Here is a 15,305-nt window from a genome sequence, read left to right as displayed (position 1 = left end):
TCATGAATGAATGGTATTCGGGTACTGTATTAGAAAAGAATTTCCCAAAATTTTCAAACACACATATTACTGGTATTAAACAAGTAAATTATTATATAGATTATAATGAATTTTACGAAGAGATATCCTATGTAAGTATTAAATTTATATTTGAATATGAAAATAAAGAAAATATATTTGATGTTCTATTTAAAGATGTAGCAGAGCTAAGTTTAAATAATTTTGGTGAATCATATAACCAACTATTAGGGTTTAAAATAAGCAGGCTAGATTCAAGTTGCGAGACACAAAGAAAGTATCGCTTAGAAGACTACGAAAATAATTCTATTGATTTTCATTTTAAAGAATTAGAAGTTATATCTGCAAGTTAAATAAAAAGGCACTCTATCACTCAACAGTTTACAAGAAAATATAGAATATCCTGTATACAACCTATTGGGAGTGGATAGAATTTAGTATAGTCAAGAGAAAACTTAATTAAAACTGTTTTATCTGAATGGCGAAATGTTCAGTGCATATCCCGCTAAAGCAAAATAAATAGGAGCGTTATAATGATAGACACAATTGAAAGGTTTTTAGATGATGAAATTTCATCACAGGAAATGTATGAAGCGATTTATAATTTTATTACCTCTTTTCATATTAGAAGCGGCGAATTTGAAGGGAATCGTTACATCATAAAAAAATGGATCAAATTAACTTTATAATTTTTCCAGAAGATATTTATCCTAATACTGGAGATAGAGAAATATCATACTGTACATCAATTTATAAAAATACCCTAATTACTAGAATAAATGAGTATGCTAAAACTCAAGGAATAAAAGTAATAGATATGGGTGAGTAGATAGTAATAAAAGATTGCATATGTATGATTAGAAAATCCACTTTGAATATTAACGACATTGTGGATTTTCTTTTTTGTTATCTTTCAACCGTTGATTATTAGTTTTACTTTCAAGCATTAAGCAAAGTAAATCTTGTCCAAAACTCGTTGGGAATCATAGTTGATTTTTACTAGCCTAACAAAAAAAGTCGATTTCCTGAATTAGGAAATCGACTTTTTATTTAGCTAATTTTAGTTCAAAGGATTTCTTTCACGGTATTTAACAAGTTCTAAGAAGTAGCTTTGCCTGCTTCTATGAGCTATCGTATCAAGGATTAATCCGCAAACGAAGAACAGCATACCCATTATGATTAACCCCGTTGCAAGTAGCGCACTCGGGAATTTCAGTACTAAGCCAATTTGAGCAAACTGAATTATTACTGGTAAACCGACTAGTACTCCTACAAGGACAAACAAAGAAGCTAATAAATTGAAAAATAAAAACGGACGACTATTTTTAAATAATCTTACAATAGTCATGATTACTCTGAAACCGTCAGAAAATGTGTTTAGTTTTGATTCACTACCTTCTGGGCGATCACGGTAATCAATTTCGATTTCTTTCACTAAAAAGCGGTTTTCTAGCGCGTGAATACTCATTTCAGTTTCAATCTCAAAACCAGGACTTAAAACGGGCATATTTTTAACGAAATAACGATCAAAGCCACGATATCCTGTCATGATATCTCTCAAGTTACTTTTGAAAATACGATTTATTGTATTACGTACTAGTGAGTTGCCAAAGTCATGGAAATTTCTTTTGTTTTCTTCAGTGTAGGTACCATTACTTAGGCGATCACCAATAACCATATTAGCTTCTTTATTGCGAAGCACCTCTAATATTTCATGGCAGTATTCTGCTGGATAGGTATCGTCACCATCGACCATTAAATAGTAATCAGCATCAATATCCGCGAACATAGAACGTACTACATTACCTTTACCTTGACGCATTTCTTTTCGAACGATAGCACCATGCGCTTTCGCTATTTCAAATGTTTTATCTTTAGAATTATTATCGTACACATAAATATCCGCATTTGGTAATTCTTGCTTAAAATCATCAATTACCTTACCAATTGTAAGCTCCTCGTTATAACAAGGCAAGAGTACAGCTACTTTCTCATTTAAGATTCCCATGATTCTCTCCTTAAAATTGATTTCCTTTGTAATTTTTTAATTTAGTTGCAAAAAAGACAATAGGTACGGTGAATATAAAGCTATAAGAATATCTAAAGTCTGTTGCTGGCATTGCAATTGCTATAGTAATAAGTGCCATTACTACCGGTACAAAAATAAGTAGTTTCTTTTTAGGATGTTGGAAACAAACTGCAGCAATTGCTATTATAAGCAAGACTAATGGAATGGCCCCTTTTAATAAATAATTCTGCCACTCATTTGTTGTTTTTGCATAAATGCTATCTGTTATTTTCTTCAGACTTGGAGCTTTAGATATTGAAATAAGTGGATTAGTAGAATCGTCAATCCGTTTCTTATATTCGCTGTAGCTAACTGCATCTTTTCCGGTTGCATTTTTGTATTCTGTTTGATAGACTTCATATCCTAATTTATTTACCTCTTCTTCCGATAAACCGTCTGGGAAGAAGCGGGCGAATGCTCTTACATCATATCTTGTATCTTGAATATTCGCTGAAGTATCAAAGAACACTTTATAATCTTCCGGAGAATAAAATTGCCAAATGACCGCAGTTTGATCTAAATAAGCTCCTACATAAGTACCGAAATTAGCCGTTAAGAGTTTGAACCAATTTTTAATATATAGCCCGAAATCATCTTCAATGACGGATGAATTGTACTTGGTATCATGCTTAATCGGATCTACAGTATAAGGATTGTAATCTTTTTTCCAATTCTCTTCAGGTAATATGGAAGTGAAATACTCTTTTAATTCAGGAGTAAAGTTTCCGTTATTATAAAAAGTAGCCCCAATTTGTTGGGAAGGAATTGCGAGCGCTTGGTTTAATGGATTAGGTTGTGCATGAAGCCCGTTTGTCATAACCAGACCAAATAAAAAATTCAGTCCCAAAGTTCCAACAAGGACACCAGTTATAATAAGACGATAATTTTTCATGAAAATAAGTAAGCACAGAAGCGACACGCAAATAATCATCATTCCATTGTTTCGTAGATTTATACAAACAAAAGCTACTAAAACAAAAGCGATAAGGTGCCACCATTTTTTCAGCCACATTCCATTAGATTGTACTATTTTTAAAATTAAAACGGTGAAAAGTAATATAAAGGCTGCAAATGGAAAATCTTTCCAAGCCGTTGCAGAATAAAACATTGCTGCTGGGTATATGGCATAGCCGATGGAAATACAAACACCAATCCAAATATGCGCTCCCATTTTTACAAGCGTATAAATAGCAAAGCCAACGATTAATGAAACAACAATTATTTGAGAAAAAATATAGCTAGAAGGCGAGTTGTAAATCGCGCTTGTTGTTTCTATCCACAAAGTGTGCAGAAGTGGATGCCACTGACTATATTGGCGAATACCATGAGCCATTCCCCATTGATAATAGGAATCGAAAGTCATTTTTGCTGGATAATAAGCTAGAAATGAAATCATCCAGACCGCGAAGGGGATACTTGAAAACAGGACAAAAAATGGCCATTTTATTTTGCGTTCTTGTCTCACTTTATATTCCGTTCGCATTTCAAGTAGTAAAAGTAAGACAAAGATAGTGATTACAAGAAAAGTGCCTACTAAAATAATACTATTAAAAACAAAATTCCCGCCATATGGTCCACCATTGAATGATGAAGCCATCCAAAACAAACTAATTACCAGTGATATTATCAATGTTGTCCATTGAAATTGAAAGTTCCTCTCTTGTCTAAAATAAAGGATCATTAAAACTACTGTAAATAACAACCAGCTTAAAGTTAGTTTAAAGGTTTCTGAGTAATAGCCAATAGTAAGTAAACTTAGCAATAGTAGTAATACTCCAGCTATAACTCTTTTTTTATTTAACAATCTTTCTCCACTCCCTATTTAAAACTTTACTATTCTTTAATATAGCAAAAAAAAGATACTAGCACAATTGAAATTAAAAACGAGTCCCTACGTTTTTAAGTAGGGACTCGTTTTTAATTTAATGGATAGACAAAGTAATAAAACACTTTGCAATCCACTCATTGAAAGGATAGTTATTTACTCAATAACAAACTGATTATGATAAAGCTCAGAATAAAACCCATTAGCCTTCATCAACTCATCATGATTACCCTGTTCAATCACTTCACCTTGATGTAGCACGACGATATGGTCGGCATCGAGGATGGTTTTTAAACGGTGGGCAATGACGAAGCTGGTTCGGCCGGAGATTACGTTGTCCATTGCTTTTTGGATGCGGCTTTCGGTTACTGTGTCTACATTACTTGTTGCTTCATCTAGAATTAGAAGAGACGGGTTAGTAATAATAGTTCTAGCAATACTCATAAGCTGCTTTTGGCCAACACTGAAAATATTATTTTCGTCACTGATTTCTGTATCGTAACCTTTTTCTAGGTTCATAATGAAATCGTGGATGTTAGCTTGTTTTGCTGCATTGATTACTTCGTCGTCGCTTGCTTCGGGCTTACCGAAAACAATGTTATCGCGGATGGTTCCTGTGAATAACACGGAATCTTGTAGCACAATACCGACTTGTTTACGAAGCGAATCAAGGCGAATGTCGCGGATGTCGATATCATCAAAGAGAATCGCGCCACCATCGACATTATAGAAGCGATTAAGCAGGTTCATAACAGTTGTTTTACCAGAGCCAGTTGGTCCGACAAGAGCAACCATTTTACCTTTACTTACATCAATTGACACGTCTTTTAGAACTGGTTTTGCAGGGTCATAAGCGAAATCGACGTGATCAAGTTTGACACCTTTATTAATACCATCAATTGTTTGTAAGTTTTCGCGTTCCACTTCTTCTTCCTCTGCAAATACTTCGCTAACACGGCGCGCACCAGTGATTGCTAATTGAAGTAAGCTGTACTGAGATGAAATTTGCGTCAGAGGCATGTAGAATTGTTGTGAATATTGAACGAACATAACGATTAAACCAAGAGCGGCTGTGCGTTCAAGGTCACCGTTTAGAGCTAACCATCCACCGAAGAAGATAACGATAGCTGTATTTAATAGGGAAATACCTTGCATCATTGGGAAAAGTAAACCGGAGTAAACTTGCCCTTTGTAAGTGGCATTTTTAACGATATTATTTTGTTTAACAAAGCCGTCAATTGTTTCTTCTTCTAAACCGTTTGTGATAATGATTTTTTGACCAGAAATTTTTTCATCAATGTAGCCGTTTAGTACGCCTAGTTCATCTTGTTGAACATCAACGAATTTACGTGCTTTTCGGATGATAATAGTCGCAATAATTATCGCAAATGGAGCAGATATTAAAGTAACGAAGGCTAGTTCCACGTTTTGTTGGAACATCATGATGATAACACCAATCATTAGCGCGATGTTGGAAAGCACTTGAATCAAGGCTTGGTTTAGCGTGTTGGAAATGTTATCCAAGTCACTAGTGAAACGGCTAAGCATTTCGCCATCATTGCGGCTATCGAAGAAACGGATCGATAGTTTTTCCATCTTGCGGAAAAGCCCTATACGCATTCTGTTCGTCGATTTACCAGCTACCCCTGTCATAATGATACTTTGGATAAAAGTCGCAGCAGCGAGCAGTACGTAGCAGAGAATCAGCATCCAAATGATATGAATGAAGTCGCTCTTGTCATCAACACCTGTTTTCATTAAGTTAACAACGTAATTACCAAGTTCTTGAACGGCGTTACCAATATATTGTGGTGCTTTTACTTGAAGGTATGTCGCAAAAACTACAGCAATTAAAATGACAAAAAGTTGAGGCTTATAACCCCGCAGATAGTGCCAGAAAAAGCGGCTAATTTGTTTAAACTCTTTCATTATGCGGTTACCTCCTTGCCTTTTTGAGTGTCGTAAATTTCACGGTAGATTGCATTTTCTTTCAGAAGTTCTTTATGGGAACCAACGCCAACTAGTTTACCTTGATCTAGCACGAGAATTTTATCTGCTTGAATAACAGAAGAGATTTTTTGTGCAATGATGAAAGTAGTAGTTTCGTCTAGTTCTTTATTTAGCGCTTCTTTTACTAATTTCTCGGATTTCGCATCAAGCGCACTTGTGCTGTCGTCGAGAATGAGAACTTTCGGCGAACCGATAACGCCACGTGTGATTGATAGACGTTGTTTTTGTCCACCAGAGAAGTTATTTCCACGCTCGGAAACAGGCGCTTCATAAAGTTTTGCTTGTTTGTCGATGAACTCTTTCGCTTGTGCTATTTTACTTGCGTGTTCCATTTCTTCAGCAGTTGCGTCTTTTTTACCATGACGTAAATTGTCTGCAATCGTTCCGGAGAAAAGAATCGCGCGTTGAAGCACGAAGGAAACAGTGCTACGAAGGGTTTTCTTGTTGATATCTTTTAGGTTCGTTCCGCCGATAATAACTTCACCTTCAGTTGGGTCGTATAGTCGAGGAATAAGTTGTGCAAGAGTGGATTTACCAGAACCTGTTGCACCAACAATACCGACCATTTCACCAACACTTGCTTTGAATGAAATATCTTCAAGCGCAGGCGTATCGTCACCGTCGTATTTGAAGCTAACGTTACGGAATTCAACTGTACCTTCTAAGTCTTGTTCTGGTGCGTTTTCGTTGTATGTAATATCGGGTTCTGTTTCTAGAACTTCGGTAATACGTTTCAAGGAAATAAGCGCACGAGAAGCCATCATCATCAGCATACCACCGATAATAATTGCCATCATAATTTGCATTAAGTAGTTCATGAATGATGCAATAGCCCCGATAACTTCTGGGTTTTCAGCAGCCATGTCGCCTACGAAGAAAATGGAAACAACAATTGCTAAGTTAGAAACGAGCATAAATGCAGGAATCATCACAGAGAAAAGTGTACCAACAATAATCGTGTGACGAGTTAATTTGTCACTAACTGTTGTAAAACGACCGATTTCATTGTCTTCTTGCACGAAAGATTTAACTACGCGCATACCGGCAAGGTTTTCTTTTGCGATAGAATTCACGCGGTCAATTAACGTTTGGATAATTGCAAAGTGTTTACCCATTGAGCCGAATGTGAATACAACAATCAGTACAACGAGAACAACGAGTACAATAATTACCCACCATAATTCAGGCAAGGTAAACATCGCTAGGATGAAAGCACCGATAAACATAATCGGAATTCTCGTTAGCGATTGTAGTGAAAGCATCACTAAGTTTTGTACTTGGGTAATGTCATTTGTTTGACGAACAACTAGATTACCTGTCGAAAGTTTTTCGATGTTGCTGAATGAAAATGTTTGGATTTTACGGAAACTAGATTCACGAATATCCGCACCAACGCCTTGAGCGACTTTGGCAGAAAGAATCGTGTTTAGAATCCCGGCGATAAGGCCGACTGCGGCAATACCGATTAAAAGTGCGCCTATGGAAGAGATTTCATCCATATTGTCTTTCATGATGGCGTCTAGGACTTGCTGAAGTAATTTTGGTTGCCATAGTTGTGAGATAACCATGACTACTACAAACAGTGTAGATAGTGTCGCTTGTAGTTTGTATCTTTTGAGATGGTGAAACAATACTTTCATGATTTTCCTCCCTTGGAAAACGGAAATAAATATGTGCGAACGTATATTCTAATATAGATTGTGAAAATTTGCAAGTAATATTTTCACGAATTGTAAATGTGGCGAAAATATGGCGAAGCAAGCGATGATAAATCATTTTAAATTGTGAAAATCACGTTGCTTTATTGTTCGATTTCGACTTCTACAAATCCTCTTACGCTATTAATTAACCACACAAAGTCTGCGTCAAAAATGTCTTTTTTTACTAGCGTTTTTTCGGTAATTTGGTTATTTGCTAAAAGTTCAGCTCGCATTGTGCCGGGAAGCAGCCCAGAAGTTGCTGGCGGGGTGAAAAAACAGCCATTTATACCTAGAACTATATTCCCGTTAATGAATTCTGTTAGTTCCTTGCGTTCATTCCAAAGCAGCGTTTCCGCGGTTTTAGTACTTTTCAAGTCTTCATAAACCTTGCGATGAGTGGTTTTATGATAAAGGAATAAGTCCTTAGTTGAAACTGGTTTTTCGGCGAGTTGAGCTGTTATTGGTGTGTTTTCCGCGCTGATTTCAGCAAGTTCTAACTGATGCGTCCCATCTGGATGTAGTAAAAAGCGCAATTTGTACGTGCTAGTTGCATTTTTTCGCGCGCTTTCGGTCCATAACTCCCTAATTTCTTCCCTATTAAAAGAGTAACCAAAAAACTCAGCGCTCGTTTGAAGACGTTTTAAATGAAAATCGGTTCTAGCGAGTTCGCCGTTCTCCAAGCGCAAACATTCAATCAAAGAAAACTTGGTCGTTTTTTCCAAGATGGCTGATTTCGCGTGAATTTCGGAAAATTCGCTTTCGGCATCGGAATCCCAGACGATGCCGCCACCAACACCATAACTAGCTTTATTATCTGCAATAGCAATAGTACGAATCGGCACGTTGAAAATTGCATTTCCATTTGGTTCCAGAAAACCAATCGCACCGCAGTAAACGCCGCGCGGGGAATCTTCTAGCTCGGAAATAATCTCCATCGTCCGTGCTTTTGGCGCACCAGTTATCGAGCCACAGGGGAAGAGCGCTTTGAAAACGTCTGTTAAATCCGTTTCGGGAACTGTTTCTGCTGTGACAGTAGAAGTCATTTGCCAAACAGTTGGATAAGGCTCTAAAGTCATCAAATTAGGAACCTTCACACTCCCAGGTACCGCAATCATCCCCAGGTCATTTCGAAGCAAATCAACAATCATCACATTTTCTGCGCGATTTTTCGGATCGTTTTTCAACCAATCATGTGCTTCTAAGTCAGTTTGCTTCGTACTTCCGCGGCGAATGGTGCCTTTCATCGGACGCGTCGTCAAAATATTTTTCTTCCATTTAAAAAAGAGTTCGGGTGAAGCGGAGATAATTTGAAATTCATTCGTCGAAAGTAGCGCTGTGTAATTGGCTTTTCCAACTTGCTGTAAAGTTTTATAGGTTGCTTGCGCGGAAAAGTCGCTTGGTACATCGCTTTGAAGTCGCACGGTGTAGTTGATTTGATAGGTATTTCCGGCCGCGATTTCAGATTTAATTTGTGCGATTTTTGCCGCGTATTCCGGGTAAGATGTATCCATTTTAAAAGAAAGTGGTGCGGAATTTGGGGTTTCCTCAATCGTATCGGTAAAATTATCATATACGCCAAACCAGACGAGCGGCATGTTGTTGCTAGGGCTGTTAGTTTTCAAATTGGCTCGGAAAGCAGGAGCAGCTTCATAACTTACAAAACCAGCGACATATTTTCCGGATTTTTGGGCATCCTCGGCGGCTTTCATGACTGGAAGCACTTCTGATAAATCGCGCGCAACAAGTTCACGCAGCGGTTTTTCAAAGATCTTTGTTTCACCTTCAAAATCAAATCGTAAATAGCTCATTGGGCATGCCTCCCTAATCGTATAAAGTTTTTTAATAGCGCGCGGCCATTTTCAGAAAGGATTGCTTCTGGGTGGAATTGGACGCTGTGGATTGGTTTGGTTGCGTGCGCAAAGCCCATTAAAACGCCATCTTCCGTCATGGCGGTTACTTGTAAATCGGCTGGAACAGAGTCGGGTTCGATAACGAGGGAATGATAGCGAGCGACTTGGAATTCAGGTGCAAGCCCAGCGAACAAACCCTCACCGTTATGCGAAATGATGCTGGTTTTTCCGTGAACGGGGACGTCGGCGCGCACCACTTTTGCTCCAAAAAAATGACCAATCATTTGATGGCCGAGGCAAATCCCGAGAATGGGAACGTGGATTTCATCGAGTAGCGCCAAACTTACCGGGAAATCCTCCGGCGAACCAGGTCCGGGTGAAAGGACAACCATTTCTGGAGCGAGTTGACGAAAGGTTTCCAGCGTAAAATCAGAAGCCGAAACAACCCGCACATCTTCCTGCAGTTCTAAAAAATATTGATATAAATTATATGTAAATGAATCATTATGATCGATTAATAAAATCACTTTAAAGCCCCCTAGTTAAAACGGTTATACTCTTTTATAGCAAATAGCTACGGAGATAACAAGTCCGAATGTTTGAAGCGAGAAGCCAAGTGGAAAGGTACACTAAATGATCAAAGGAAGGTGTTTGAGATGAAAAATGAACTAGAAGATAAAATTCTCGCCATTTTGGACCAGCATCAAGTGGGCGTATTAACATCTGTCCAAGAGGATTTTCCGCATGCTCGATATATGACATTTCTCCATGATGGATTGACACTTTATACGCCGTCTGGAAAAGAACTACCGAAAACTGAAGAAGTCCGCCGAAATCCGCGCGTTTGCGTTTTAATTGGCTACGATGGCCCGGGTTCCGCGTTTTTAGAAATTAATGGTTTGGCTTCGCTTGAAGAAGATGAATCGGTTAAAGAACGTGTCTGGGAAAATATCTCGAAAGAATGGTTCCAAGGCGAAGGTTCACCGTCCTTTGTCGTGATAAAAATTGTTCCAGAGCAAATCAGAATACTTAATTCAGATGATGACGGTCCGGACACGCTCGATTTAATTGGTTAAAGATTTGCTTGTAATTTAAGCAGATATGCGATAGAATAACTTTAAATTAATACGAAAAGCGATGACAAGAAGTAGTAATGAGGCAGAGTTTCTAAAGAGAGCCAGTGGTTGGTGTGAACTGGTGAAGTTTCCTTATGAATCCATCTTGGAGCGAGTGGTGGAAAGCAGATTTTTGCGAGTAAATCATTCCGGAATGGTCCGTTAAACCTAAATGAAGCTGGGGATTTTTTTGAAGTCCCAATAAGGGTGGCAACGCGGTTAACTCTCGTCCCTTTCCTGTTAATTCGGGAAAGTACGGGAGTTTTTATATGGAAAAAAATAAGGAGGAGTTAGCATGTTAGATGTTAAATTGTTACGTAATAATTTTGATGAAGTAAAGCAGAAATTACAAAATCGCGGGGAAGATTTGGGTGAATTCGAGAAATTTGGCGAGTTAGATAAACGCCGTCGTACACTGATTGTCGAAACAGAAGCGCTGAAAAGTCAGCGTAATGAAGTGTCCCAAGAAATCGCTAAATTAAAACGCGAAAAACAAGACGCAGATGCTAAAATTGAAGAAATGCGTGTCGTTGGTGATCGCATCAAAACATTAGACATCGAACTACGCGAAATTGATGAAAAATTAGATATGATTTTAATGTCGATTCCAAATATCCCACATGAATCTACTCCGGTTGGCGAATCCGAAGACGATAACGTGGAAATCCGCAAATGGGGCGAAGTTCGCGAATTTGATTTTGAACCAAAAGCGCATTGGGATTTAGGAACAGATTTAGATATCCTTGATTTTGAAAATGCTGCGAAAGTAACTGGTAGCCGTTTTGTCTTTTATAAAAAATTAGGTGCAAGACTAGAACGTGCGCTTATTAACTTTATGATGGACTTACATTCGAACGAACACGGCTACGAAGAAATGCTACCGCCATACATGGTAAACCGTGCGAGCATGACAGGAACTGGTCAATTGCCAAAATTTGAAGAAGATGCATTCTTAATTGAAGCAGAAGATTATTTCCTTATTCCAACAGCGGAAGTGCCAGTAACAAATTACCACCGCGAAGACATTTTAAAAGCAGAAGATTTACCAAGAAAATATACGGCATTTAGCGCATGTTTCCGTTCTGAAGCGGGATCTGCTGGTCGCGATACGCGTGGTTTAATCCGTCAACATCAATTTAACAAAGTAGAATTAGTTCAATTTGTGAAACCGGAAGATTCTTATGAGGCGCTTGAAAAACTAACTGGTAATGCAGAAGAAGTATTGCGTCGTCTAGAATTACCATACCGTGTACTAAGCATGTGTACGGCTGATTTAGGCTTCACTGCTGCTAAAAAATACGATTTAGAAGTTTGGATTCCAAGCTACAATTCTTACCGTGAGATTTCTTCTTGCAGTAATTTTGAAAGCTTCCAAGCAAGACGCGCTAACATTCGTTTCCGTCGCGAACCAGGAAGCAAACCAGAATATGTGCACACATTAAATGGTTCTGGTTTAGCGTTAGGACGCACAGTAGCTGCTATTTTAGAAAACTACCAAGATGCAGATGGTTCTGTACGCATTCCGAAAGTATTACAAGGCTACATGGGTGGCGTGGGAAAAATAGAATTACCAAAATAATACGGGAGAAGGAACTGTAATGGCGAACCTTAGCGAATTACCAAACATTGGCAAAGTACTCGAGCAGGACTTAATCAAAGCGGGAATAAAAACCCCCGATGAGCTAAAAGATGTGGGAAGCAAAGAAGCCTTTTTACGCATTTGGGAAAATGATTCAAGCGTTTGTCTAAGTGAATTATGTGCACTTGAAGGAGCCGTGCAAGGGATCAGGTGGCATGATTTAGACGAAACAAAGAAAGCAGAACTCAAAAAGTTTCATCAATCCTTATAGAAAAACCGACGATGCATTTGCGCATCGTCGGTTTTTATTTCCCGGGAAATGTTTATTTTAATTGTTGTTCTGCAAAGGAAGCGTAAAGTGGATGAGAAGCGACTAATTCGCTATGTGTGCCACGTCCAGTTATTTCCCCATTTTCGATAAAGAGAATTTGATCGGCGTTAACGATAGTGGATAGACGGTGTGCGATAACAAAAGTAGTGCGGCCTTCCATCAAATTTGCTAATGCTTGTTGAACGATTTGTTCGGACTGGCTGTCTAAACTCGCTGTCGCCTCGTCTAACATGAGAATATTTGGATTGCGTAAAAATGCTCGAGCAATCGCGATTCGCTGTCTTTGGCCGCCTGAGAGTTTCACGCCACGTTCGCCGACTTCGGTTGCCATTTTGTCGGGCAGCTCGGAAATAAAACCGTCAGCATAAGCTAGTTTTGCTACATTCCAGAGTTCGTCTTCGTTAATTTCGCGATCAAGTCCGTAACAAAGGTTGTCGCGAATCGTTCCAGACAACATCGCACTTTCCTGCGAAACATAGCCGATTTGCGTGCGCCATGAGTTAATCGAAATCTCGGAAAGTGGAATATCACCAACTAAAATTTCACCAGTTTTTGGTTGATAGAAACGTTCTAGAATCGCGAACAAGGTTGATTTCCCTCCGCCACTAGGACCGGCAAATGCGATTACTTCACCTGGTTTCGTATCAAAAGAAACATCTTTTAAAATCGGCTCGCCTTCATTATAAGAGAAGGAAATATCTGTTGCGCGAATCGTTTTCCCACTGACATCGACTTTTTTACCAGCATCGAAATCTTCTTCAGTTTCATTCAAAATTTCCGCAATTCGTTCTGTTGCACCTTTTGCTTTTTGAAGTTGTGCGAAGAATGTGGCAAAAGAAGTCACCGGAACGATAATTTGGAATAGATAGAGCAGGAATGCGATTAGCGTACCAGTAGTCATTGTTCCAGCTGAGACACGAATACCGCCGTAGCCAATGATACCAACGATAACGCCCATGACAACAAAGAAAATTAGTGGTCCAAGCACAGCGACAACTTTCGCCTCACGGATACCAAAACCGAATAAACGATTGATACCTTGGTGACCAGCTTCTGTTTCTAGTGTTTCTGCATTCGAAGCTTTCACGAGTCTAGCTTCGGATAGAGTTTGACTAATTGAACCAGTAAAGTCAGCTGTTTCATTTTGCAGCCCTTTAGAGATTTTAAACATTTTTTGACCAAGTGGCGCAACGACTAGTGCAGTAATTGGAACAGCTATTAAAATAATCAGCGTCATTTTCCAGTCCATGAAGAACAAGATAATAATCGCACCGACAACGGAAATAATTCCAGTGACAAATTGCGGGAAGTGATCGGCAATCAGTTCCTTAACGACCACGGTATCATTCACCATGCGGCTAACCATTTCCCCCGTTTTCGTATTATCAAAATAAGCAACTGGCAAATGGACAATTTTTCTCCATAAACGTTCGCGAATTGTCGCAACGACTTTTTGGCCCATGTAATTAAGCAAGAAAATCGAGAAACCATTCGTTATTGCCTGCAACACAAACGCGAGGACAATTAAAGCAATCATTTTTCCATCTAGTGAAGCTATTGAAAAGCCGTCAATTAAGTTTTTTGTAAAAAGCGGGACAACGAGACCGGCAACTGTAGTTATCACACTAGCAAATAAAGCGCAGAAAATAATCCAATTCGCAGGTTTTGCGCTAATAAGCAACTGGGAAAATTTTCGCCAGCTATATTTTTTCTGATCCATTCATTTCACCCTTTCTAAGTAGGTCGTCCATAAATTACTTACTTTCTAAGTATAATCAATTTATCGAAAAATAAACCAGTCTAAAGTGGTAATTATTGGATTAATCTCTAAAATTGAATATTTATCAAAAGTAACAAAAAGTTCGAATTTATGTCAAAATAGCAATTTAAAAAGAGATAAAAATTAAGTATTATGATAATAGTTGTAAAATAGTTATCTTTAATTAGCTTTTTGGCTTTTTATGTAGGGCTACGAGCGGGATTTCGGATATAGTCTATATGATATAATGACGATGAGTTTTTTCAATATAATATAGCAAAGGAGAGAATATGCTATTCTTAAAAGAGCTTGAATCCAATCTAACGGTTAGCAAATTAATGGAGTTGTGCTTTGAACATCCAAATTACAAAGACTACTGCTCGGTTATCAGCACCAAGAAGGGTGAGGTTCTAGAAAGTTTAAGTCCAGCTGGGACAAAAGTTTATTTTGTTCTAAGTGGCATATACGGGATGATTGTAGAGAAAGATGCAGAAATTGAAGAAGAAAGCTGTAAAGAATGCATTGTTCGTTTCTTACAAAAAGGAGATAGTTTTGGACTGTATCATCTGTTTTATGATGAATGGAGCCCACACGTTTCGATGCAAAGCTTAGGTCACGGAGAAGTTATGGAAGTAGATAGCAATTTCTTGTTTTCTATTTTCGACAAAGTGGATGAGAATAACTTTTTCATGATTAAAGTAATGGCAGAAGAATTACGCGAAGCCCACGCATTTGCAAAACTAAGCTTCTTAAAGAAAGAAGAACGAATCCGCAAAGCCATTCTCAAATGCGCTCAAACTTTAGGGACGTTTTCTGATAACGGGATATTGCTACCAAGAGAAATTACGCAAGAAGTACTTGCAAGATACACCAACACATCACGCGAATACGTGGCTCACACAGTCATGCATTTAATTAAAGAGGATATAATTAGAAATAGACCAAAACCTCTACTAGTGATGGACAAAACTCGTTTATAAGTTTGTTTCACGTGAAACTATTTTGGAATGCTAAGTGGCATTCTTTTTTTTATGCGTAAAAAGCACATCG

The 15,305-nt window shown here is 38.3% G+C and carries 13 protein-coding genes and 1 other annotated feature; of the genes, 6 read left to right on the top strand and 7 right to left on the bottom strand.

The window, feature by feature from the left end:
- The first annotated feature begins 2 nt into the window (after positions 1-2).
- Positions 3-371, top strand: coding sequence for a hypothetical protein (locus HCB49_RS10610; protein ID WP_185604912.1), 369 nt, complete (start codon positions 3-5; stop codon positions 369-371).
- Between the two features lie 180 nt (positions 372-551).
- A complete protein-coding gene (locus HCB49_RS14345; protein WP_235004959.1) occupies positions 552-707 on the top strand; it encodes a hypothetical protein in 156 nt (51 codons plus the stop codon).
- 371 nt (positions 708-1,078) lie between these two features.
- On the opposite strand, the gene HCB49_RS10600 is transcribed toward HCB49_RS14345, so the two are convergent.
- The 6 genes from HCB49_RS10600 to HCB49_RS10575 form a co-directional block, all read right to left on the bottom strand.
- The gene (locus HCB49_RS10600; protein ID WP_185391833.1) at positions 1,079-2,026 is read right to left on the bottom strand and encodes a glycosyltransferase; all 948 of its coding nucleotides are present in this window, start codon (positions 2,024-2,026) and stop codon (positions 1,079-1,081) included.
- A 10-nt stretch (positions 2,027-2,036) separates the two neighbouring features.
- Positions 2,037-3,890 (bottom strand): DUF6020 family protein, encoded by a 1,854-nt coding sequence (locus tag HCB49_RS10595; RefSeq protein ID WP_185604911.1) that lies wholly within the window; start codon positions 3,888-3,890, stop codon positions 2,037-2,039.
- 177 nt (positions 3,891-4,067) lie between these two features.
- Positions 4,068-5,840, bottom strand: a complete 1,773-nt coding sequence (locus HCB49_RS10590) for an ABC transporter ATP-binding protein (protein WP_185604910.1) — start codon at positions 5,838-5,840, stop codon at positions 4,068-4,070.
- A complete protein-coding gene (locus HCB49_RS10585) occupies positions 5,840-7,561 on the bottom strand; it encodes an ABC transporter ATP-binding protein (RefSeq protein WP_185480428.1) in 1,722 nt (573 codons plus the stop codon). The genes HCB49_RS10590 and HCB49_RS10585 overlap by 1 nt, the downstream gene beginning before the upstream one ends.
- 161 nt (positions 7,562-7,722) lie before the next feature.
- On the bottom strand, positions 7,723-9,429 hold the full coding sequence (pabB, locus tag HCB49_RS10580; RefSeq protein ID WP_185604909.1) for an aminodeoxychorismate synthase component I: 1,707 nt from the start codon (positions 9,427-9,429) through the stop codon (positions 7,723-7,725).
- Entirely contained in the window at positions 9,426-9,998 is a 573-nt protein-coding gene (locus tag HCB49_RS10575) for an anthranilate synthase component II (RefSeq protein ID WP_185604908.1), read from the bottom strand. The genes pabB and HCB49_RS10575 overlap by 4 nt, the downstream gene beginning before the upstream one ends.
- Before the next feature lie 129 nt (positions 9,999-10,127).
- On the opposite strand from HCB49_RS10575, the gene HCB49_RS10570 reads away from it, so the two are divergent.
- The 3 genes from HCB49_RS10570 to HCB49_RS10560 all read left to right on the top strand — a co-directional run bounded on the left by HCB49_RS10570 (position 10,128) and on the right by HCB49_RS10560 (position 12,436).
- Positions 10,128-10,547: a pyridoxamine 5'-phosphate oxidase family protein gene (locus tag HCB49_RS10570; RefSeq protein WP_185604907.1), complete on the top strand. Its 420-nt coding sequence runs from the start codon at positions 10,128-10,130 to the stop codon at positions 10,545-10,547.
- Between the two features lie 52 nt (positions 10,548-10,599).
- Positions 10,600-10,823 (top strand) — a binding site (T-box leader).
- Positions 10,824-10,881: 58 nt separating this feature from the next.
- Positions 10,882-12,165 carry a serine--tRNA ligase gene (gene serS / locus HCB49_RS10565; RefSeq protein ID WP_185604906.1) on the top strand — a complete coding sequence of 428 codons (1,284 nt, stop codon included), beginning with the start codon at positions 10,882-10,884 and terminating at the stop codon, positions 12,163-12,165.
- Positions 12,166-12,184: 19 nt separating this feature from the next.
- Positions 12,185-12,436 (top strand): TfoX/Sxy family protein, encoded by a 252-nt coding sequence (locus HCB49_RS10560; RefSeq protein ID WP_185391841.1) that lies wholly within the window; start codon positions 12,185-12,187, stop codon positions 12,434-12,436.
- 52 nt (positions 12,437-12,488) lie between these two features.
- Here the strand turns inward: HCB49_RS10560 and HCB49_RS10555 are convergent, their stop codons facing one another.
- A complete protein-coding gene (locus tag HCB49_RS10555) occupies positions 12,489-14,216 on the bottom strand; it encodes an ABC transporter ATP-binding protein (protein ID WP_185604905.1) in 1,728 nt (575 codons plus the stop codon).
- A 329-nt stretch (positions 14,217-14,545) separates the two neighbouring features.
- On the opposite strand from HCB49_RS10555, the gene HCB49_RS10550 reads away from it, so the two are divergent.
- On the top strand, positions 14,546-15,235 hold the full coding sequence (locus HCB49_RS10550) for a Crp/Fnr family transcriptional regulator (RefSeq protein WP_185480423.1): 690 nt from the start codon (positions 14,546-14,548) through the stop codon (positions 15,233-15,235).
- The last annotated feature ends 70 nt before the right edge of the window (positions 15,236-15,305 follow it).

The organism is Listeria cossartiae subsp. cayugensis (assembly GCF_014229095.1).
GTDB lineage: Bacteria > Bacillota > Bacilli > Lactobacillales > Listeriaceae > Listeria > Listeria cayugensis.
Note: the sequence above shows the minus strand (reverse complement) of the source record. Positions and strands in the feature narration are given on the sequence as shown.